Annotated in this window: 19 protein-coding genes; 15 read left to right on the forward strand and 4 right to left on the reverse strand. The window is 54.9% G+C overall.

All coding sequences use genetic code 11. The features are described from left to right. Position 1: 1 nt before the first annotated feature. From yidC to FE240_RS17655, 3 genes are all read left to right on the forward strand, one after another. Positions 2-1,636, forward strand: a complete 1,635-nt coding sequence (gene yidC, locus FE240_RS17645) for a membrane protein insertase YidC (protein WP_193002796.1) — start codon at positions 2-4, stop codon at positions 1,634-1,636. 80 nt (positions 1,637-1,716) lie between these two features. Continuing rightward, entirely contained in the window at positions 1,717-3,078 is a 1,362-nt protein-coding gene (gene mnmE, locus FE240_RS17650) for a tRNA uridine-5-carboxymethylaminomethyl(34) synthesis GTPase MnmE (RefSeq protein WP_193002797.1), read from the forward strand. A gap of 162 nt (positions 3,079-3,240) precedes the next feature. Then, positions 3,241-4,380 carry a site-specific integrase gene (locus tag FE240_RS17655; protein WP_058056545.1) on the forward strand — a complete coding sequence of 380 codons (1,140 nt, stop codon included), beginning with the start codon at positions 3,241-3,243 and terminating at the stop codon, positions 4,378-4,380. A 201-nt stretch (positions 4,381-4,581) separates the two neighbouring features. On the opposite strand, the gene repC is transcribed toward FE240_RS17655, so the two are convergent. From repC to FE240_RS17670, 3 genes are read right to left on the reverse strand one after another with little or no spacing between them, the layout of a single operon-like run. Beyond that, entirely contained in the window at positions 4,582-5,421 is an 840-nt protein-coding gene (gene repC, locus FE240_RS17660) for a replication protein C, IncQ-type (RefSeq protein WP_047439884.1), read from the reverse strand. Next, the gene (locus FE240_RS17665; RefSeq protein ID WP_319016743.1) at positions 5,408-6,286 is read right to left on the reverse strand and encodes a helicase RepA family protein; all 879 of its coding nucleotides are present in this window, start codon (positions 6,284-6,286) and stop codon (positions 5,408-5,410) included. Before FE240_RS17665 ends, repC begins: the two co-directional genes overlap by 14 nt. Further along, a complete protein-coding gene (locus FE240_RS17670; protein WP_015848536.1) occupies positions 6,273-6,608 on the reverse strand; it encodes a helix-turn-helix domain-containing protein in 336 nt (111 codons plus the stop codon). The genes FE240_RS17665 and FE240_RS17670 overlap by 14 nt, the downstream gene beginning before the upstream one ends. Positions 6,609-6,858: 250 nt before the next feature. On the opposite strand from FE240_RS17670, the gene FE240_RS17675 reads away from it, so the two are divergent. The 8 genes from FE240_RS17675 to FE240_RS17710 all read left to right on the forward strand — a co-directional run bounded on the left by FE240_RS17675 (position 6,859) and on the right by FE240_RS17710 (position 17,806). Further along, the gene (locus FE240_RS17675; protein WP_226798893.1) at positions 6,859-7,455 is read left to right on the forward strand and encodes a restriction endonuclease subunit S; all 597 of its coding nucleotides are present in this window, start codon (positions 6,859-6,861) and stop codon (positions 7,453-7,455) included. A 39-nt stretch (positions 7,456-7,494) separates the two neighbouring features. Further along, complete coding sequence (locus tag FE240_RS17680; RefSeq protein ID WP_193002800.1) at positions 7,495-9,021, forward strand: type I restriction-modification system subunit M; 1,527 nt, start codon at positions 7,495-7,497, stop codon at positions 9,019-9,021. After that, positions 9,011-10,225 carry a restriction endonuclease subunit S gene (locus FE240_RS17685; RefSeq protein WP_193002801.1) on the forward strand — a complete coding sequence of 405 codons (1,215 nt, stop codon included), beginning with the start codon at positions 9,011-9,013 and terminating at the stop codon, positions 10,223-10,225. The genes FE240_RS17680 and FE240_RS17685 overlap by 11 nt, the downstream gene beginning before the upstream one ends. Continuing rightward, positions 10,222-10,920, forward strand: coding sequence for a UPF0149 family protein (locus FE240_RS17690; protein WP_193002802.1), 699 nt, complete (start codon positions 10,222-10,224; stop codon positions 10,918-10,920). The genes FE240_RS17685 and FE240_RS17690 overlap by 4 nt, the downstream gene beginning before the upstream one ends. A 65-nt stretch (positions 10,921-10,985) precedes the next feature. Beyond that, entirely contained in the window at positions 10,986-12,932 is a 1,947-nt protein-coding gene (locus tag FE240_RS17695; protein WP_019841151.1) for an RNA-binding domain-containing protein, read from the forward strand. Further along, positions 12,925-16,215 (forward strand): type I restriction endonuclease subunit R, encoded by a 3,291-nt coding sequence (locus FE240_RS17700; RefSeq protein ID WP_193002803.1) that lies wholly within the window; start codon positions 12,925-12,927, stop codon positions 16,213-16,215. The genes FE240_RS17695 and FE240_RS17700 overlap by 8 nt, the downstream gene beginning before the upstream one ends. Positions 16,216-16,221: 6 nt before the next feature. Then, positions 16,222-16,971: a M48 family metallopeptidase gene (locus FE240_RS17705; protein ID WP_226798895.1), complete on the forward strand. Its 750-nt coding sequence runs from the start codon at positions 16,222-16,224 to the stop codon at positions 16,969-16,971. 511 nt (positions 16,972-17,482) lie between these two features. Then, complete coding sequence (locus FE240_RS17710) at positions 17,483-17,806, forward strand: hypothetical protein (RefSeq protein WP_193002804.1); 324 nt, start codon at positions 17,483-17,485, stop codon at positions 17,804-17,806. Here the strand turns inward: FE240_RS17710 and FE240_RS17715 are convergent. After that, positions 17,803-18,420 (reverse strand): recombinase family protein, encoded by a 618-nt coding sequence (locus tag FE240_RS17715; protein WP_193002805.1) that lies wholly within the window; start codon positions 18,418-18,420, stop codon positions 17,803-17,805. The genes FE240_RS17710 and FE240_RS17715 overlap by 4 nt on opposite strands. A gap of 445 nt (positions 18,421-18,865) precedes the next feature. On the opposite strand from FE240_RS17715, the gene mntA reads away from it, so the two are divergent. The 4 genes from mntA (at position 18,866) to FE240_RS17735 (ending at position 21,479) form a co-directional block, all read left to right on the forward strand. Further along, a complete protein-coding gene (mntA, locus tag FE240_RS17720) occupies positions 18,866-19,315 on the forward strand; it encodes a type VII toxin-antitoxin system MntA family adenylyltransferase antitoxin (protein ID WP_193002806.1) in 450 nt (149 codons plus the stop codon). Further along, positions 19,308-19,736, forward strand: coding sequence for a type VII toxin-antitoxin system HepT family RNase toxin (gene hepT / locus FE240_RS17725; RefSeq protein WP_118882200.1), 429 nt, complete (start codon positions 19,308-19,310; stop codon positions 19,734-19,736). The genes mntA and hepT overlap by 8 nt, the downstream gene beginning before the upstream one ends. A 169-nt stretch (positions 19,737-19,905) precedes the next feature. Then, on the forward strand, positions 19,906-20,160 hold the full coding sequence (locus FE240_RS17730) for a helix-turn-helix domain-containing protein (RefSeq protein ID WP_101323164.1): 255 nt from the start codon (positions 19,906-19,908) through the stop codon (positions 20,158-20,160). After that, positions 20,160-21,479, forward strand: coding sequence for a type II toxin-antitoxin system HipA family toxin (locus tag FE240_RS17735; protein WP_193002807.1), 1,320 nt, complete (start codon positions 20,160-20,162; stop codon positions 21,477-21,479). The genes FE240_RS17730 and FE240_RS17735 overlap by 1 nt, the downstream gene beginning before the upstream one ends. The last annotated feature ends 372 nt before the right edge of the window (positions 21,480-21,851 follow it).

Raw genomic sequence — 21,851 nt, forward strand, 5'->3', positions numbered from 1 at the left:
TATGGAATCTCAACGCAATCTACTCCTGATCGGTCTGCTGTTCGTGAGCTTTCTGCTCTGGCAACAGTGGGAGGCTGACAAGGCGCCGAAACCGGCCCCGACTGTCGCCGCACAGACCGAGCATTTTGTCCCTGCCGGTCAGTCCGCTGACGTCCCCCAGATTGCCGAGCAGGCCAATGCCGCACGCAAGCTGATCACCGTCACCACCGACGTACTCAAGCTGACCCTGGACACCCAGGGCGGTGACATCGTCAAGGCTGAGCTGCTGGCCCATACCCTGGAACAGGGCAAGGATCAGCCGTTCGTCCTGCTGGAGAATGGCAAGCACCTCTATACCGCCCAGAGCGGCCTGATTGGCCGTGACGGTCCGGATTCCCGCCCCGAGGGCCGCCCGACCTACAGTGCCGAGCAGACCAGCTATACCCTGGCTGATGGTCAGGAGAGCGTGGTGGTACCGATGAGCTGGACTAACGCCCAGGGTGTGACCTTCACCAAGGAGTTCGTACTCAAGCGTGGTGACTACGCCGTCGGCATCGACTACAAGGTCGACAACAAGAGCCAGCAACCGGTTCAGGTGCAGTTCTACGGCCAACTGAAGCAGACCATTGCCACGCCGGAAGGCCAGCAGGGTCACGCCATGGTGGCCAGTGCCTATCGTGGTGGTGCCTTCTCCACCGAAGACACCCGCTACAAGAAGTACACCTTCGATGAGATGAAGGAAGCCAACCTGGACAAGACCACCAAGGGTGGCTGGGTCGGCATGCTGCAACACTACTTCGTGGCCGCTTGGGCTCCGCAAGCTGACCAGACCAACACCTTCTACACCCGTGTGGTCGACAACAGCCAGCAAGCCATCATCGGTTACAAGGCCCCCATGGTGGATATCGCCGCCGGTGCCCAAGGTGAAGTGGACGGCAAGCTGTGGGTTGGTCCCAAGCTGCAAGATAAGATGGCTGTCGTAGCCAGCCATCTGGATCTGACCGTCGACTACGGCTGGCTCTGGTTCATCGCCCAGCCGCTGCACTGGTTGCTGACCTTCTTGCAGAAGTTTGTCGGTAACTGGGGTGTGGCCATCATCATGGTGACCCTGGTGGTGCGCGGCCTGATGTACCCGCTGACCAAGGCCCAGTACACCTCCATGGCCAAGATGCGCATGCTGCAGCCCAAGCTGGCAGCCCTGCGCGAGCGCTTCGGTGACGATCGCCAGAAGATGTCCCAGGGCATGATGGAGCTCTACAAGAAGGAGAAGGTCAACCCGCTCGGCGGCTGCTTCCCGATCCTGATCCAGATGCCCATCTTCATCGCCCTCTACTGGACCCTGATGGAATCCGTCGAGCTGCGTCACGCCCCGTTCGCCCTGTGGATCCATGACCTGTCGGTCAAGGACCCCTACTTCGTGCTGCCGCTGCTGATGGGGGCCTCCATGTGGTTCCTGCAGAAGATGAGCCCGACCACGGTGACCGATCCGATGCAGCAGAAGGTGATGAACTTCATGCCGATCATCTTCACCTTCATGTTCCTCTGGTTCCCGGCGGGTCTGACCCTCTACTGGCTGGTGAGTAACATCATCTCCATCACCCAGCAGACCATCATCTACCGTCAGCTGGAGAAGAAGGGCCTGCACACCCGCAGCTGACCCTGAACCTGACGATAAAAGGCGGCCTTCTGGCCGCCTTTTTTATTACAATGTGCCGCATCAGGACGGAGAGAAGATTCATGAATACAGACACTATCGTGGCCCAGGCCACCCCTCCCGGCCGCGGCGGCGTGGGCATACTGCGCGTCTCCGGCCCGCTCGCCGAACGGGTCGCCGAGCTGGTACTCGGCAAGCAGCCACGGGTGCGCTACGCCGAATACCTGCCCTTCATGGATACCAGTGGCGCGGTGCTCGACCAAGGCATCGCCCTGCTGTTCAAGGCCCCCAACAGCTTCACTGGCGAAGACGTGCTGGAGCTGCAAGGCCACGGCGGCCCAGTCATCCTCGACATGCTGATGCGCCGCATCCTGGCGATTGAAGGGGTGCGTCCGGCCCGTCCCGGCGAGTTCAGCGAACGCGCCTTCCTTAACGACAAGCTGGATCTGGCTCAGGCCGAGGCGATCGCCGATCTCATCGAGGCCTCCAGCGAACAGGCGGCCCGCAGTGCCATGCACTCGTTGCAGGGACAGTTCTCCAGCCGCATCCAGACACTGGTAGAGAGCCTGATCCGCCTGCGCATCTATGTGGAAGCCGCCATCGACTTCCCGGACGAGGAGATCGACTTTCTCTCCGATGGCAAGGTGGCGGGCGATCTCTACGCCATCATGGACGACCTTGAGAGTGTGCGATCACAAGCCAAGCAGGGCGCCCTGCTGCGCGAGGGGATGAAGGTGGTGATCGCCGGCCGCCCTAACGCCGGCAAGTCGAGTCTGCTCAACGCCCTGGCCGGGCGGGAGTCGGCCATCGTCACCGAGATTGCCGGCACCACCCGTGACGTGCTGCGCGAACACATCCACATCGACGGCATGCCGCTGCACATCATCGATACCGCCGGCCTGCGCGACACCGAGGATCAAGTGGAGCGGATCGGCATCGAGCGCGCCTGGGCCGAGATCGAACAAGCCGACCGGGTGCTGTTCATGGTCGATGGCACCACCACAGACGCCGTCGACCCGCGCGCCATCTGGCCCGACTTTATCGATCGCCTGCCGGCCCATATTGGCCTCACCGTGGTGCGCAACAAGGCCGATCTGACCGGCGAGGATCTCGCCCCCAGCCAGGAGCATGGCCACGCCGTCTACCGCATCTCGGCCAAGACCGAGCTGGGGCTGCCCGCCCTGCGCGAGCACCTCAAAGCCATCATGGGCTTTCAGAGCAACACTGAAGGCGGCTTTATGGCCCGTCGCCGCCACCTCGACGCCCTGGAGCGCGCCGCCGAGCGCCTGCTGGTGGCCAAGGAGCAGCTCGAGGTGTTCGTGGCTGGCGAGCTGGTGGCCGAGGAGCTGCGCCTGGCGCAAGAGTCCCTCTCCGAGATCACCGGCGAGTTCAGCTCCGATGACCTACTCAGCCGCATCTTCTCGAGTTTTTGCATCGGCAAGTAATGTGGTGAAAAATCAGCAATAAAAAGCAGCCAGTGAGAACATAACACATTGTAAATATTGGACTTTGTTTTTTACTGGCTATTCTTGCCTGATCTTGTTTCGTGAGAATTTACCCCGAGAGTACCCCAAAGTAACCTCTTGGGGTACTTTTGGGGGACACTTATGAAGATCAGCATCGAATACCGCGCACCGGACGCCGAAGGCAAGCGCGCTCTGCGCTTAACCTACTACGCCGGCTCCTACCTTGACCAAACCACGGGCATCCGCAAGCACAAACGCAGCAGAGAGACCCTGGATCTCTTCCTGTACGACAAGCCGCGTACCCCAGCACAGCGGCTCCACAACAAAGAAACCCAGCGAGCAGCCGAAGCCATCCGCGCCAAGCGACTCTTCGAGTACGAGACTGGTAAACACCATCTGGATTTCTCGAACGCCTACAAGGCCAGCTTCTTCGAGTACTTCCAAGATGTTACAGACCAAAAAGCGGCAGGTAGCAAGAGCAACCACTCCATCTGGATATCAGCCCTCAAGCATTTACGCCAGTACCATAAGCTGCCGGAGCTGACTTTCGAGGAAGTAGATCAGCTGTTCCTGGAGGGGTTTCGGCATTACCTGATGCACAAGGCCCGCACCAAAAGCGGCACACCACTGAGCCGCAACACCCAAAGTGCCTATTTCAACAAGTTAAGGGCGGCCCTGAACCAGGCTGAGCAGGAACGGCTGCTACCGGATAATCCGGTACGACGTGTCAAAGCTATCCAGGGGGAGAAGAACAAACGGGTTTACCTGACCGAAGACGAGGTACGAGCCCTGGCCCAGGCCGAGTGCCGGTACGACGTTCTTAAGCGCGCCTTTCTGTTCTCTTGTTGCACTGGCTTGCGCTGGTCCGACATTCACAAGCTGACCTGGGCAGAGCTGGAGCCCTTCTATGGCCATTACCGTATCGTATTCACCCAGAAAAAGACCAGCGGCCTGCAATACCTGGATTTGAATGACATGGCGATGCAGCTGATGGGGCGCCCAGGCAAGGCAACAGAGCGGATCTTCAAGGGCCTCAAGTACTCGGCTTGGCACAACATGGAGCTCACCCGGTGGGCGTTGCAGGCGGGTATAACCAAGAAGGTAACCTTCCACAGCGCGCGTCATACCTTCGCCGTCATCCAGCTTAACCGCGGCGTCGATATCTATGCCCTTTCCCGCTTGCTGGGGCACAGTGAGCTGAGAACCACCGAAATCTACGCCGACATTCTTGAATCGCGGCGCCGAGATGCCATGCTCGATTTCCCCAATGTCTTGGGGTGATAGAAGCACCCTCGACGAGATCATGGCCAGGAAGAGCCAACAAATAGGCCAGCGCAGCCATGCGCTGGCCTAGATTATCTTAGATAATATAGATCGGATTTCAGGATCGCCCTGCAGCCCAAGCGGTAACTGGGTTTCACTGAATTGGCTTGTGACCGTTATCGTGAACTTTGTGACCACTTTCGTGATAGTTTGTGACCGTTATCGTGATAGTGCAGGCCGGCCGATGGTAAACCGCCCCTTGGCATGTTCGCAGATAGACCAGCCCAAAGCAGTCAGCTCATCCAATGCCTTACGAACTCGTGATTGCCGCTTGCGATGGGTGGCCGTGCTGACCTCATCGGGAAAGGCATAAGCGACCAAGGTGTCTAACTGCACTGCCCTTTTCTGACCACAATCCACCCAGGCACATAGCCGCTGATGCAACAACCGAGCGATGCTGCCATTCAAGTGCCGAACTTCTGTCATGTCGATACGAACATGGCGACCATTACCCATAATGGCGTAGGTCAGCAAGGGATTAAGCGCCAAAAAAAGTCCATCAGTCTGAGTGTCACTGACATAGTTCGCCAATAAGCGAAAGCCGCTACGCTGGCCAGCCACCTTTGCGATCACCGACACCTTCCACAATCGCTCGATACAGCAACGTACAGTATTGGTATCCCGAGGATTGGCGTATCCAACCTCCTTGGCCAGTTTGCGCAGGCTGCTTCTGACCACCAATACCCTTTGCTGGTTGGCAGCCCAACGAAGATCCAGAAGATCTCGCAATATCGCCCCAGTTTCGCTCACCGCAACTGGCTCAATCTCGTTACTTTGTGACTCAAGTCCAGCCAGGGCAACCAACCCCTGAAGCACACGGAGGTCATCTGCACCCAGCGGCTCAGGCCCGGAGAACTCGATCTGATTGCCACCACCGAAACGGTAAATCACCTCCAGCTTGTCACGGCGGCGTTGGCCATGCGAGATCGCCCTAAACAACCCGGGTGCAAGACAGTGCATATGGTCATGCCTAGCATGGGTCAATTCAAAGCAAGACACGTTTGCCTCCCGCTCGGCGTGTTACGCCCAACCTAGCGGGAGCGGGATACAGCACGCCACCTTCCCCCCGCACCAACCAGCGCTCCGGTAGTGGCGGCCCATAATTACTTTTGCTTACCCCAAACCGCACGTGAAGCTTGCTCTTCTCTGCCGATACACCCAGCTGCTGCGCCTCTTTCTTGGTCATAGTGGCGAGGTAGCCCTGCCAGCGCACATTGTCTACCAGCACCGACGAACCACGGCTTGCCTGCTGTAGATCGCCAGCTTCTTGGAATACTGCGGATTTGCTGGTGTGGTGTACAAACAACACAGCGCATCCCAGTCTCATGGCCAGCCGCTCCAACTGACCCAGCACCAGTGTCATAGCACAGGCTGCATTCTCGTCAGCATCGTGAAATCGTCTCAGTGTATCGATAACCACCAACCTGACCCCCTCAGCCCAAATGGCAATCGCTTCCCACCAGTGGCTATCCAACACATTCGGACTGGATCCCTGCAGCGGTATAAGACGAAGGTATCGTTCAACGTTGGCACGAAGTTCAGCATCAAGACCTCCGCCCAAGGCAAACAAGCGCTGGTGCAGTACAGGCCAAGGGTCCTCAGCAGGCAGGTAGAGCACGGTTCCCCTGCCCAGCTTGCCAAGTCCAATCCAATCCGGCCCACCGGCGATCTGCATTGCCAGTTGCAATGCCAACATCGATTTGCCCACCCCTCCCGGTGACACCAACGCACCAACGCAGCCAACAGGCAGCCCCGGGAGGACAAAATCGAGGGGTTTCGGAGGTTCAATAAAAGCCGACCGGAGATCCTGGGGGCAGAGAGATGTAATCAGATCCTGTGTCATACCCACCTCACAACCGCCCATGGCTAGCTTGCCGCACACGCTTGGTTACATGCTCAGTGAGTTCGGCGTCTGGTGAAATGCGGTGGGAGAGCAGCCAGTCCAGCAGCTCAACGCGCTTGAAGTAGATCTTTTTGCCTTGTGGCTTGTAATGCGGCAGACGCTTTTCACTGGTCAGCCGGTACACATAGCAGACAGAAACCCCCAGCAACTCAGCGCACTCCTCGGCAGAAAGCACCTCTTTTTGCGCCTGTCCTTGCTGGATTACCAACTGCTTAAGCTCATAAAGCTCTTTCAGGATTGCCCCATTCGGATCACTGAAAACTGACGAATTTTGTTCGCGCATGCAGATTGTCTCCTAGTTACAAACATCAGCATGCAAGAGCGTACTGGGGGCTAGGCGAAAACCTCGTTGCTGTAGTTGTCCAATTTGGGCACCAAGAGCGATTTTTACGGAGGGAAAACTTTCACATGTGAGAGCCAAACAACAAGATTCATCGCCATTGATGCAAAAAAAGATCGAACATTGTCTTGACGGAACAAAGTCTCATCAGAGACACTAAGCATCAGCATCATTAGCGATGACGAGATTTTTTGTGAAATTACACCTGAACCAAATCGCCACTATCAGCGCTGGTTATCCGTTTCGCGGCAAGATCCCCGAGTATCCAGAGGGGAATCTGGCCGTTGTGCAGATGAAAGACACCTCGTCAGAGTTCGGTGTCGACTGGATGAGCTGCTTGCGCAGTGAGGCAACTGGCAAAAAAGCACCGGACTGGCTGCAAACTGGAGATATTCTGGTGGCAGCACGGGGCAACCAAAACTATGCCGTGCTGGTTGATACTCGGCATGCCCCACTGCCAGCTGTGGCGGCCCCCCACTTTTATGTGGTACGGCCACAATCTGATGCACTGATCCCGGAGTTCCTCGCCTGGCAGCTCAATCAGCAGCCCTGCCAGCGTTACTTCGAACTGCATGCCGAAGGCACCCTGACCAAGAGTATTCGCCGCCAGGTGTTGGAAGAGGCCTTGATTGGGCTTCCATCACTGGCAGAACAACAAACCATTTTGGCAATGGCTCGCACGCTGCAGGAGGAGCGCCAATTGATGCAGCTCCTCCAGCACAATGGCGAGCAGATGATGCATGCCATCGCGACTCGCCTACTTGAACAATCCGATACAGATGCCTCTTGAGGCTCGCATACCCGTTATTACGCCAAGGAAACACCCTTTATGACCGAACAGATCAATCAGGACGTTATCAACAACACCGTTTGGGGTGCTTGCGATGTCTTCCGCGGCACTATCAGCGCCGATACCTACAAGGATTTCATCCTCACCATGCTGTTCCTGAAGTACATCTCCGATGTCTGGCAGGATCACTACGACGGCTACAAGAAGCAGTACGGCGACGCACCAGAGCTTATCGAAGAGATGATGAAGAGCGAGCGCTTTGTGCTGCCCAAACAATCCAGCTTCTACACCCTCTATGAACGACGTCACGAGCCAGGAAACGGCGAGCGGATCGATCAGGCTCTGCACGCACTGGAAGAAGCCAACGGCACCAAGCTCAAAGATGGCAACAAGAGCGTGTTTCAGGACATCAGCTTCAACAGCGATCGCCTCGGCGAAGAGAAGCAGAAGAACACCATACTGCGCTATCTGCTGGAGGAATTTGCCAAACCGGAGCTCAACCTGAAACCAAGCCGGGTCGGCAACCTCGACGTGATTGGCAACGCCTACGAGTACCTGATCGGCAAGTTTGCCGCCAACAGCGGCCAGAAGGCTGGCGAGTACTACACCCCGCCCGAGGTCTCCGATCTGATGGCAGAACTGCTGGATCCGCAGCTCGGCGATACCATCTGCGATCCCGCCTGTGGTTCCGGGTCGCTCTTGATGAAGTGTGGCCGCAAAGTGGCACAAAAAAATCACGGCCAGAAACGTTACGCCCTCTACGGGCAGGAAGCCATCGGCTCCACCTGGTCACTGGCCAAAATGAACATGTTCCTGCACGGGGAAGACAACCACAAAATCGAGTGGGGCGATACCATCCGCAACCCCAAACTGCTGGATAAAAACGGCGATCTGATGCACTTCGATATCGTGACCGCCAACCCGCCGTTCTCACTGGACAAGTGGGGTCATGACGAGGCTGGGATTGATAAATATGGCCGCTTCAAGCGCGGCATTCCACCCAAGACCAAGGGAGATTACGCCTTTATCCTCCATATGATCGAGACCCTGAAACCCAAGAGCGGTCGCATGGGTGTCGTGGTGCCTCATGGCGTGCTGTTCCGGGGTTCGAGCGAAGGAAAAATTCGCCAACAATTGATTGACGAGAACCTGCTCGATGCGGTGATCGGCCTGCCGGAGAAACTGTTCTTTGGCACCGGCATCCCCGCCGCCATCCTGATCTTTAAAAAAGAGAAGGTGGACGACAATGTGCTGTTTATCGACGCCAGCCGCGAATTCAAGGCCGGCAAGAACCAGAATGTACTGAGCCCGGAGAATATCGCCAAGATCGTCGCCACCTACCGCAACGGCGGCAATGTCGATAAATATGCCTATCTGGCCTCACTCAAAGAGATCAAGGAGAACGACTACAACCTCAATATCCCCCGCTACGTGGATACCTTCGAGGAGGAAGAGGAGATCGATCTGCTGGCGGTACGTGCCGAGCGGGAGTTGCTAAAAACCCAACTGACCGATCTGGAAACCGAGATGGCCAAGTATCTGGAGGAGCTTGGTTATGGTGCCTAATGGATGGAAGCTTGTTGAAGCTAAGGATGTATGTGAATCCATTTCTGTTGGCGTAGTCATCAAGCCTACTCAATATTATGTTGAAGAAAGTGAAGGGGTTAAAACCTTCAGGTCAGCCAATGTCAGAGAAGGCTTTATCAATGATAATGACTGGGTATATTTCTCCCATGAAGGACACGCTGCAAATAAAAAAAGCCAGCTTAAAGCCGGAGATATTCTAATAGTACGTACAGGATATCCTGGTACCGCCTGTGTGGTGACTCCTGAATTTGAAGGCTCAAATGCAATAGACATTGTAATCGCACGACCAGATAGGGAGCAGATCATATCTGAGTATCTTTGTGCATATACAAACAGCCACATGGGGAAGAGCCAAGTCTTGGATCTACAAGGGGGTATGGCACAGAAGCATTTGAATGTTGGCGCATATCAAGTGCTAAAAATTAAACTTCCCCCACTCCCCGAACAAAATAAAATCGCCCAAATCCTCTCCACCTGGGATAAGGCCATCATTACCACCGAACAACTGCTCGCCAACAGCCAGCAGCAGAAAAAGGCGCTGATGCAGCAACTGCTGACCGGCAAAAAACGTGTGCTCGATAAAAATGGGGTGAGGTTTAGTGGGGAGTGGAGGTGGCTAAAGGCCAGTGAATTGTTCAAAACAATTTCCCGGAAAAATAACTCTGAAACTGAAGAGTTATTGGCGGTTACGCAAGACCAAGGCGTATTGCCACGCTCAATGCTCGAACGTCGAGTAGTAATGCCTGACGGCTCTACCCAAGGTTACAAACTTGTTGTTCCGGGTAATTTCATTATTAGCCTTCGCTCATTCCAAGGCGGTTTGGAATACTCAAGTTATCGAGGCTTGGTTAGCCCTGCATACACCGTATTAGAACCAATTCGGTTGATTGATGATGAGTTCTATAAGCAATATTACAAGTCTTATGACTTTATTGGTCATCTGGCTGTTGCGGTAATCGGTATCCGGGATGGAAAGCAGATCAGCTATGAAGACTTTTCATTCTTAAAGTTGCCATACCCAAGCTTAGAGGAGCAACAAAAAATCGCAGCAGTACTTTCCACCGCCGATCAGGAAATCTCAGCTCTGCAACAAAAACTCGACGTCTTAAAGCAGGAGAAAAAGGCGCTGATGCAACAACTGTTGACCGGCAAACGGCGGGTCAAGGTGGAGGAGGCCGCATGAAAAAAGCGACCATCCACCCCATGACCGAAGCCGAAGTGGAATGGCTGGAGAAACGGCTGATGGACCATGGCAACGACGACTCGATGCTGAGTCTGTCGGCACTCGACGGCTTTCTGACCGCCGTGCTCTCCGGCCCCGAGCTGGTGCCACCCAGCCAGTGGTGGCCGGTACTCTGGGGTGGCACGCCCCCTGAGTGGTCGTCCGAGCGGGAGATGAAACGGGCGCTGGATTTGATCCTCGGCCATATGAATATTCTGGCCCATACCCTCTGTTATCAGCCCAAGCACTTTATCCCGGTGCTGATGGCCAACTATGTCGAAGGGCAGGAGATCTGCAACGCCGAAGATTGGTGCTTTGGCTATCTGCGTGGCATGGCACTGGGAAACTGGCCAGCCTTGCCAGAGGAGCTGGATAGCTCGCTTGAGGTGATCCGCCTGCATGGCAGCGATGACCGGCTGCCACAGCTTGCCAGCCTGTCGCTACCGGAGCATCAACAGAGCGTGGCCGAGGTGGGCACCGCCGCCTTGCGACTGCACGCCCATTTTCTGGCCCAACGGGGGCCAAGCACAGCGCCGATAGCCGCACCAGCCCTCACACCAGTAACCCTGCCGGTTAGAGTGGCCCCCAAGATCGGGCGCAATGACCCCTGCCCCTGTGGCAGCGGCAAGAAGTTCAAACAGTGCTGTTTGCACTGAGTTGAGATGGCAAGACCCCGAACAGACGCCATCGGTAGCACACAGTTGAAGGAGCGTTCAAAGGCATGATCGAATTTACCCCGGAGCAGTTGCTGGCTCAGTTGCGCGAGCTGGATGAGTGTCCCCGTATCGAGGCCAAGCGGGGCAGCGACATCGGTTCATCCGTCATGCAGTCGATCTGTGCCTTTGCCAATGAGCCTGGCCTTGGTGGTGGCTATCTGCTGCTCGGGGTTAACGAGCCAGATGAAACACACGACACCTTTTCGGTATGCGGTGTCAACCACAGTGACCAGCTCCTCAACACGCTGCAGACCAACTGCCGTGACCAGTTTGAACAGCCTATCCCGGTACAGGCGCAAGCCCATCAGCTGGAGGGCAAGCGTGTGCTGGTTGTCTTTGTCCCCGAACTGGAGCCGGCAGCCAAGCCTTGCACCTTTAAGGGGAAGTTCGACAGCAAGAACAAGCGCAAGAGCGGCGTCTGGCGACGGGGATTGAACGGTGATTACGAATGCTCCCAGCTGGAGCTGGAGCCCTTGCTGCTCGCCAAAAATGGCCTGGGGTTCGAGCAGGTTCTGCTGCCTGATGCCCACTGGGATGATCTCGATCCCCACGCCATCGAGCTCTATCGCACGCTGCGCAGCAAGGTTCGCCCTCATGCTGAAGAGTTGCAGGCCAGTGACAGTGAGATGCTCCAATGCCTCAATCTGGTGAAAAAGCGCCAGGGTGAATGGGTACCCAATATCGCCGGCTTGTTGCTCCTTGGCAAACCGCTGGCGCTGCGAAGACTGTTACCCGCCATGCGCGTGGACTATGTGCGCGTCGCCGGCACTCAGTGGGTGGAAGACCCTCAACAGCGCTTCGACATCACGCTGGATCTGCGTGAACCCCTGCTGACGCTGATCCCCAAACTGGAAGCCACCATTCTGGATGACTTGCCAAAGCATTTTCGTCTGGAAGAGGGCAAAACCCAACGAGACGACCAGCCCTTGCTGCCACAGAAGGTGATTCGCGAAGCGGTGGTCAACGCCGTCATGCACCGTGATTATCAGGTTAATCAGCCCATCATAGTGGTGCGCTTTAGCAACCGTCTCGAGATACGCAACGCCGGCTACTCTCTCAAGCCCGAGGCGATGCTGGGGGAGATGGGCTCTATCCTGCGCAATCCGGTGCTAGCTTCTGTGCTCTACGACGTCAGCTTTGCCGAGACCAAAGGCTCCGGCATCCGCACCATGCGGCGTCTGCTGGACCAGGTGGGTCTGACCGCACCTGTTTTCATGAGTCAGGTCATCCAGAACCAGTTTCTGGCAACCTATCTATTGCATCAACTGATGGGCGAAGAGCAGTTGGCCTGGCTCAAACAGTTCGCTCATTTCACCTTGAACAACGATGAGGCCAAAGCACTGATCCTGGCCAAAGAGACGGGAGCGGTGGATAACGCAGGCCTTCGCGCCATTACCGGCCTTGATACGCTCGCTGCCAGCCAGGTACTGGGAAGATTGCATCATCAGTACCAGTTGCTGGTCAAAGGGGGGGCAGGCCCCTCCACTTACTACGAGCTGTCAGCGCCTCACGAACTCCCACTGTTTGCTGCAGCCTCTGATGAAGGCCCCCGCTCAAATGCGGGTGACCCCGTGGCAAATACGGGTGACCTCGACGCAAATACGGGTGACCTCGACGCAAATACGGGTGACCTCGACGCAAATACGGGTGACCTCCCGTCAGATCTGCTCGCTCGTATAGACCAGCTCACCCCCAAAGCACGCAGAAATAACCTGTGGCCAGTGATTCTGTGGCTCTGTGCCATGCGTCCTTACAAGACTGAGCAACTGGCCAAAACGCTGAACCGGCGGGAAAACGCACTAAAGGCGTCCCATTTGAACATTATGCGGGAACAAGAGGGCTTGATTGGCTATGCCTACCCGGAAGTGCCCAATCATCCGGAACAGGCTTACCAAACCACAGAGAAAGGGCGTCAATGGCTCGCTGCACGGGGAATTGAACTCAATGACTGATCATCACCACGCACCCAAGTTTCAAGAAGAGTTCAGCGCCAAGATCCCGGCCCTGACCCTGCTGACCCAGCTGGGCTGGACTTTTCTGCCCCCCAAGCAGGCACTGGCAGCCCGTAACAATAAATATGACCAGGTCGTACTGAGCCAGATTCTGCGCGAGGAGCTGAGCAAGCGCGTCTTTGTGTATGCTGGCAAGAGGTATCCGCTGTCCGCCAAGTCAGTCGACAATCTGGTAAGTGAGCTGTGTACTCCAGCGCTTAACGAAGGGCTGATGACCGCCAATGAACGGATCTATAACCATTTGCTCTATGGCATGTCGGTCACCGAATTCATTGACGGCAAGAAGGTGAGCCCGACCATTGCCTTGATCGACTGGCATAACCCGCACAATAACCGCTTCACCTTTACCGAAGAGTTTCATGTCACCCGAGCCAGTGGCATAGAGTCTCGTCGCCCCGATATAGTCTGCTTCGTCAATGGCCTGCCATTGGCGGTGATCGAGGCGAAACGCCCGGATAGCAACGCCAAGAAGGGGCCAACCGTCAAAGAAGGGATCTCCCAGACTATCCGCAACCAGCTACACGGTGAGATCCCGCAGTTGTTCGCCTATAGCCAGTTGCTGCTTTCCATCAGCGGAATCGAAGGACGCTATGGCACCTGCGGCACACCGGAAAAATTCTGGGCAGCCTGGCGTGAAGAGGACATAAGCGACGCGCAGATGGCCGAGATCAAGAATCGGCCGATTCCCCAAGATACCCTCTCGACACTGTTTGATCATCGCCCACCGGCCACGCAGGATTGGTACCAGACCCTATTGGCCGCCGGCGAGTTGGCGGTGACGGACCAGGATCGACTGCTTATCAGCCTGCTGTCACCTGATCGGCTGCTGGAGATGACCCGTCTGTTTACCCTGTTTGACAAGAAAGCCGGCAAGATAGTGGCCCGCTATCAGCAAGTATTTGGCATCAAGCGACTGATCGAGCGGATCTGCCACAAGCGCCCTGATGGCGGCCGCCAAGGCGGGGTGATCTGGCACACCACAGGATCAGGCAAGTCGTTCACCATGGTCTTCCTGAGCAAGGCGATGATCTTGCATGATGCGCTGAAAGCCTGCCGCATCATTGTCGTGACCGACCGGGTGGATCTGGAAAGCCAGCTCAGCAAGACCTTCTCATCCAGTGGTGAACTGGCTGGCAAGAAGGACAAGGACGCGGCGATGGCCACCTCCGGCAAGCGACTGGCCGAGCAAATTGGCAAGGGTACCGAGCGCATCATTTTCTCGCTGATCCAGAAGTTCAACACTGCCACCAAATTGCCTGAGTGCGTCAACAAGAGCTCGGACCTCATCGTGCTGATTGATGAGGGGCACCGTAGCCAAGGGGGCGAAAACAACATTCGCATGCAACTGGCCCTGCCCAATGCCGCCTTTGTGGCCTTTACCGGCACCCCTCTACTGAAAAACGACAAGACGACCAACAAGTTTGGCCCCATCCTGCACGCTTACACCATGCAGCGAGCCGTTGAGGACAAAGCGGTCACCCCCCTACTCTATGAAGAACGCATCCCGGATCTCGATGTGAACGACAGGGCGATTGATGCCGGTTTTAACCGCATCGCCACCAACCTGACCGAGGAGCAAAAGGCTGACCTGAAGCGCAAATACACGCGCAAAGGCGAGCTCTACAAAGCCGATGACCGGCTCCAGCTTATCGCTCGCGACATAGCCGAACACTTCGACAAGAACATTCCGGAAGGGCTGAAAGGTCAGCTCGCCTGCGACAGTAAGTCTTCCGCCATCAAGTACAAGCAATATCTCGATGAGGTTGGATTGTTCGAATCCGCCATTGTTATCAGCTCCCCCGATAGCCGGGAGGGCAATACCGATGTCGATGAATCTACCCTCCCTCTGGTCGTGCAGTGGTGGAAAGATAACGTGGGTAGCCAGGATGAGCAGCTCTACACCAAGCAGATTATCGAACGCTTCGCCGACAAGGATGATCCGCTCAAGCTCTTGATCGTGGTAGACAAGTTACTGACCGGTTTCGATGAGCCCAAGAATACGGTGCTTTACATCGATAAACCCTTGAAGGAGCACAACCTGATCCAGGCCATCGCCCGGGTCAACCGGCTGCACCCGGACAAAGAGTTTGGCTTGCTCATCGACTACCGCGGCATTCTCTCGGAGCTAGATACCACTATCGCCAAGTATCAGGATCTCGCCTCACGCACTCAGGGCGGCTACGACCTTGACGACATCGCCGGCCTCTACAACCAGATGAGCTCTGAATACAAGCGCCTGCCACAGCTCTACAAGGACCTGTGGAACATCTTTGCCGGGGTAAAGAACAAGCAGGACATAGAGCAACTGCGCCAGGTGCTGGTACCCCGAATGGAAGAGGTTGAGGGAGAGCTGGTAGATGTGCATCTCAAGGTGCGTGAAGACTTCTATGAGGCACTCTCCCGCTTTGCCAGTTGCCTGAAAGTAGCTCTACAGTCGGCCTCGTTCTTCGAGGACACCGCCTTTACCGAAACGGATCGCCGTCATTACAAAGAGACGCTGCAGCAGTTCTCCAGCCTGCGGCAGACAGTGCAACAGGATGCAGGTGAACGAGTCGACTACGACGAGTACGCCCAGCAGGTGAAAAAGCTGCTCGACAAACATGTGGTTGGCGTCGAGGTCAAAGAGCCCGGTGGTGTGTATGAAGTCGGTAAGATGGGACTGCAAAAACCGCCGGAAGAGTGGAGCAAAGAGAAGACCCGCAACGAGACTGACATCATAAAGACTCGCGTCACGCGCATGATTGAGCAGGATCTCAGGGATGACCCTTATGCTCAGGAGTCTTTCTCAACCTTGTTGCGCCTCGCCATTGAAGAGGCGGAAAAACTGTTTGATCACCCTCTCAAGCAGTACATGCTGTTCCGCGAGTTTGAAGAGCAGGTACAGGAACGCCGCCTGAACGATATGCCTGATGCGTTTGGCACTAACCGCCATGCTCAGGCCTACTTCGGTGTCTTCAAAAAGAACCTGCCACAACTATTTGACAGCCAGGATGCTCAGGTTGAAGAAAAGTGGGTCAAACTCGCCTTCGAGATCGACCGGTTGGTTGATGCCTCGGTCGCCGAACACTCTATCAACCCGCAAAATATTGAGGCCGATATTCGCAAGAAGCTGCTGCCATTGCTGTTCACCGAGTGCAAGGCCATCGGCTGTGGCATGGATCAAGCCAAACGTATGGTGGAAATGGTCGTGCAGATTACCCGAGTTGGTCACAGTGGGATGTAACTGCAGATGAGTACCTCCGGCAACATGACCAATAGGCTCCAGCACTTTTCCTATGGCGGCGAGCTCATCCGGTTCGAACGGCTTACCAGACCCAAGGCCGGCAAACTGCTGATCAAGGTGCATCCTGACTGCCGGGTTGAGGTGATGGCCCCACCGCAAACGCCAGATGAAGAGGTGCTTGCGGCGGTAAAAAAACGTGCCCGCTGGATCTACGAGCAGTTGCGTGACTTTCGTCAGCAGTTGGAACATGTTACGCCACGCCGTTATGTCAGTGGCGAGAGTCACCTTTATCTCGGCAAGCAATACCTACTCAAGGTCATCGTTGCACCAAGCAGTGTGCAAGGGGTCAAACTGCTGCGAGGCAAGCTGGAAGTATCAGTCAGGCAGCCAGGATCCGAGACAGTGAAGGCTCAACTGACCCAGTGGTATAGAACCCGCGCCAGAGAGCTTTTCGCCAAACGTCTCGATGCCATGCTGGAACAAGCCTTGTGGGTTGTTGATCGCCCTCCGCTACGCCTGCTGAATATGCAAACCCAATGGGGAAGCTGCTCGCCCAATGGCCGGATCACACTTAATCCTCATCTGGTAAAAGCCCCCAGAGAGTGCATTGATTACGTCATCCTCCACGAGCTTTGCCACCTTGCCGAGCACAACCACAGCGAGCGATTCTGGCGTTTGCTCGGTCAGGTGATGCCGACCTGGGAGAAGACCAAACAGCTGCTCGACGGGATGGCCCACCGACTGCTGACATCCTGAAATATGAGGGGCAAAATTCCAGATAGATAGGAATCAGCCCCCATCAATTCCAGCACACCAAGGTCCATCATCCCTTCAAATAAGACGACCAACATTCCAGAGCAAAATACAGCACGAACATTCCAGATAGATGGGAAGGCTCCTATCAATATTCCAGGTGCTCGTTCTGAAGCGAAATTCCACTATCTGGAATATCCTCACCAAGATTCCAGATAGATAGTTATGTGGAAAGGAATTGGACAGAGATTGGCCGGGAATGAGGGCGCTGATTCCACTGGTCAATAAGCCACTGGATTCCAGTACTCCAACTTTGTCACGAACGAACAAAGTCAATATTTTCAATAAGTTGATTGAACACCAAAGCCTTCAGTGCCATGCTGAAATCATGTTCATTGGTGGAGTAACACGATGGATGCGTTCAGTTGGGGAATGGTAGGCTTGCTGGCCTTCTTCACGCTTGTCTTCGTGTGGAGTCTGTATAGCTATAAGGCGCATGCAAAAGAGCGACACCATGAAACCGATCGCTGATATCGCCCTCATGGCGGTGGTTGCGCTGGGCTTGATGGCACTTGGCGACACGCTGTTTGCATGGCTGCTGATCTGCCTGCCACCGGTTTACTGGTGCTGGCCAATACTGGCCTGGGCCACCAAGCGCCCCATCACGGCCAGGTTGCAGTTAATGGCTCTTGCCGCACTCACCTGCTGGCACTGGCCCGCCGGGCTGTTCACGGCACTGAGCATCGCACTTATCTGGACAGCGAAAAACCTCAAGACAACCCCTCGCCCACAGCGCAAGGGTGGGCCGGTCATCAAAAATTACTACTTCTGGAGCTAACTGCGTGTCTCCTTGGCCACACTGGCGATAAGGTACCTTGAGCAACCAAGCATCTCCTGAATCGCGGAATAACTGTGGCCTGTCACCAACAGCCTAGCGATGTGCTGACGCTTCTTCTCATCCTTCTGCCTACCACGGTATTTCCCTTCATCCCTGGCCTTGGCAATACCATGCTGCTGCCTGCGACGGCGATCTTCATAGTCTTTACGAGCGACGGCTGCGAGCATATCCAACAGCATGCCATTTACAGCCTGCAAGATGGCGCTGGTGAACTCGGAGCGGCTGCCCCCCTGTAATGCCACCCAGGAAGTCGGAAGCTCAGGAGAAACGATGGAGAGCTGTTTCTGTGCCAAAAGCTGCTTCAGTGTTTGCCAATCCGTCTGATTGAGACGGGCCAGACGATCAATCTGCTCTACCAGCACAATGTCACGATCTGCAGCGTCGCGGATCAGCCTCATAAGCTCAGGCCTGTCCAGCGTCGCTCCAGACTCATTCTCCACATAGAAACTGGCAATCTGATGGCCATGCTCAGCAGCAAAACCAATCAGCAGCTCTCGTGCCCGCTCAGCATCCTGTTCCACTGTCGATGCACGTAAATACGCCCGTATGAACATTGAAACCCCATCGGTCTGTTTAAAGTGGTTCCCAATTATTGGTTCAATATAAATGGTTTCAATATGATTTTCGAGAGGGTATTAAGTGGTTTTTATGGGGTATACCTTTTTAGAACCACCACATAACGATCGAAACACAACCTTTCGATAGCCTTTTGATCTGACAGCACAAACTTTAAGTGTGATCCGTCATCACAAAGTCGCTTTTGAGTTGTATTTGAGTATTTAAGCGACGTTGCTCACTATTCCTGATCTGCTGAATGGGATGCCAAAGGAGGAAATCTACAGAAGCTGGGCTTTGAGGTGAGTCATCTTTTCGACTCACCGAACAAGCCAGCAGCCAAGCGCAGCGCGGCAGGCTACTGGAAGTTACGTACAAAAGCCCAACCATGTGGCACCATACTAACTAGAACTCTGTCTCAAGCGACCAAATGGCCGTACCAATATGAAACCCAACAGCGATGTTATTCACCAGCTGATTACCCTAGCCAACAGCAACCCCCATGTGCAGGTGCTTTGGCTTTACGGCTCCCGTGCCAAGGGGACTGCAGGTCCTGCCAGCGACTGGGATCTTGCGGTGGCCTTTGATCCAATCAAACAGAGTGGACCACTGGGTACTGCACTGGAAAACCGCTTGCGCCCTGAACTGCTCGCGCTGGAGTGGCAACGTGCCCTGGGGTTGGCAGAGGGTAAACTTTCGGTCGTCGATATCAATCAGGCCCCGATTCCGTTGGCTTTTGCGGTAGTAGATGCAAATCGTCCTCTCTATAGCCGTGATGAGGGGCGGCGTTTGCAAGAGGAGGCGCGGATAATGTCGCAGATGGAACTTGGTTATCCCCATCGCCAAGCCTATATCAGCAAACATCATTCTGAGGAGTGGAGTAAAGATGAGTGATAACGCCTATATAGGAGCTTTACGCATCAGCCTGTCGCGCTATAAGGCCGAGTTGTCAGAGATACGGGCTATTCTGGCGCTGCGTGCGCTTTCCAATCTGGAGTACCGCGCAGCTGAGCGAACTCTGCAAGTGTCTATCGAAGCGTGTATTGGCGTGGCAAAGCACTGGGCTAAAGCATTGGCAAGTCATACCCCACAGGATGCCTATCAGGCATTCGAAATCCTGGCCCAGCGTGGTGAGCTCTCCCCCGACACCTTAATCGGCTGGCGCAAGATCATTGGCCTTCGCAATGCGCTGGTGCACGACTATCTGAATATTGATCCCGAGATCATCCGTAGCGTCATTGCTCAAGGCTATAGCGACCAACTGTTTACGTTTGCAGAGCAAGGTCTCGACTGGTTGGCTGCCCATATTAATTGAAACTTCGACGTCATATCTCCGTTTACCGTTCTCTTACCCGCTATAGGGGATAAATGTTAAATACCGCCTATAGCGTGTAAGTTATATTTACCTCCTATAACAGGTAAACATTGATATACCTGCCATAGCGTGTAAATTGGAAGAAGGCACGCTACCAGGTTGTCGAATCATGAAAGTAACCAGCGCCAAGCAGCTGAGCGCCTGTATCAAGGATGCCAGGCTTTCTCAAAAGCTCTCTCAAGGCAAAGTGGCCGAAAAAGTAGGGATTAGGCAAGACACAGTCTCCAGCTTCGAACTCAACCCTGAGTCCACCAAGCTAGAGACCCTGTTCAAGATCCTCGCGGCACTCGAATTGTCACTGGACATCAAACCCCGCAATGAGTCATCCGATAGTCCGACATCGGGCTGGAAGGAGGAGTGGTAATGGCCAATCTGGCTGTCTACATGAACGGCTATCGGGTAGGCACATTCACCAAAGCTACCAGCGGCGCCCATCAATTTCAGTACCATGAGTCATGGCTAGCACAACCGGGCAGCCGTCCGATTTCACTCTCCATGCCATTGCGCCATCAGCCCTACCGGGGCGATGAAGCCTATAACTTCTTCGATAACCTGCTGCCAGATAATATGGAGGTGAGGAACAGGGTTGTAGCACGCTATCAAGCGGCATCAACTCAGCCCTTCGATCTGCTCAGTTGCATTGGCCAGGATAGCGTAGGGGCATTACAGCTGGTTACCGAAGGGCACGATGTTCCAGATGTCAGGCGAATCGACTACAAGGCACTTTCCGATGACGAGCTCGAGCAGATCCTGACCAGCTACAAATCAGGAATCCCTTTGGGGATGGTCAGGGAACAAGAGGAGTTCCGGATCTCTATCGCCGGGGCGCAAGAAAAGACTGCCCTGCTCTATCTCGATGGCCGTTGGTACTTGCCACTCAACACAACGCCGACAACCCACATTATCAAACTCCCTATCGGCAAGATTGAAAGCCACTCCTACTCGATAGACCTCTCCCAGAGCGTAGAAAACGAATATCTCTGCACTCTGATTGCCAAGGAGTTTGGTCTACCCGTACCTCACTGCTTCATGATGCAGGTTGGCCAGGTCAAAGCACTGGCTGTGGAACGCTTCGACAGACGTTACGCTGCCGATAGCAGTTGGATCATGCGCCTTCCCCAAGAAGATTTCTGTCAGGTATTGAATGTTCCGTCAGCACGGAAATACGAGAGCCATGGAGGACCAGGGATCACTGACATCATGAAAACCTTGCTGGGCTCTGCGACACCAGAACAGGATCGCTACCTGTTCATGAAATCTCAGGTCCTGTTCTGGCTGCTTGCGGCCACCGATGGCCATGCAAAGAACTTCTCAGTCTTTATTGAACCGGAAGGACGTTTTCGCCTGACCCCTTTTTACGACATCCTATCTGTCTATCCAGTGTTTGGCGGCCGAGGCCTCAACCGAAGGGACGCCAAGCTCGCTATGGGCCTAGCAAGCATCAAGGGAAAGAAGTACGCCATTGAGCAGATATTCCCGCGCCATTTTTTCCAAACGGCAAAAGCTGTGGGATTTGAGCGTTCTGCTATGGAAGAGATCCTGACAGAACTGGCCAACTCCGTTGATGATGTTATTGAGCGCATTACCCAGCAATTGCCAGCAGACTTCCCCGATGCCATCAGCAGCACCATTCTAGAGGGCCTAAAAGCCCGCTCAGCCAGGCTGCTAAAGGGCTGGGATTAAATTGGCGGTATGTGGGATGATTGCACGGTTAGCCAAACTAGCTATGGGAAGCTTGCACGGTTCGAAGAGTAAAAGCGGCTTTCCAGGCACCGGACGGTGCTATAGTCGGTTCAAAATATGTTCAAAACTCACCTAAAAGGCGGCTTTGACTGCGTGTGGGGGCCTCGCATTGATTGTATGGGGAGGCTGCACGATTGAGAATGGACTATGTGGGAACGCTGCACGATATCAGAAACCCGTGAGCGGCCTCTCAATATGCTGTTTTAGTTACTTTTACCCCAAGCGGCCCCCGAAAAGTAACTAAAATATTGAAGATAATAGATTATTTACATTCTGCATCGGCAAGTGAGCACCAGAGACCAAAAAGCCCGG

It is taken from the genome of Aeromonas simiae (assembly GCF_014892695.1).
GTDB classification, from domain to species: Bacteria; Pseudomonadota; Gammaproteobacteria; order Enterobacterales; family Aeromonadaceae; genus Aeromonas; species Aeromonas simiae.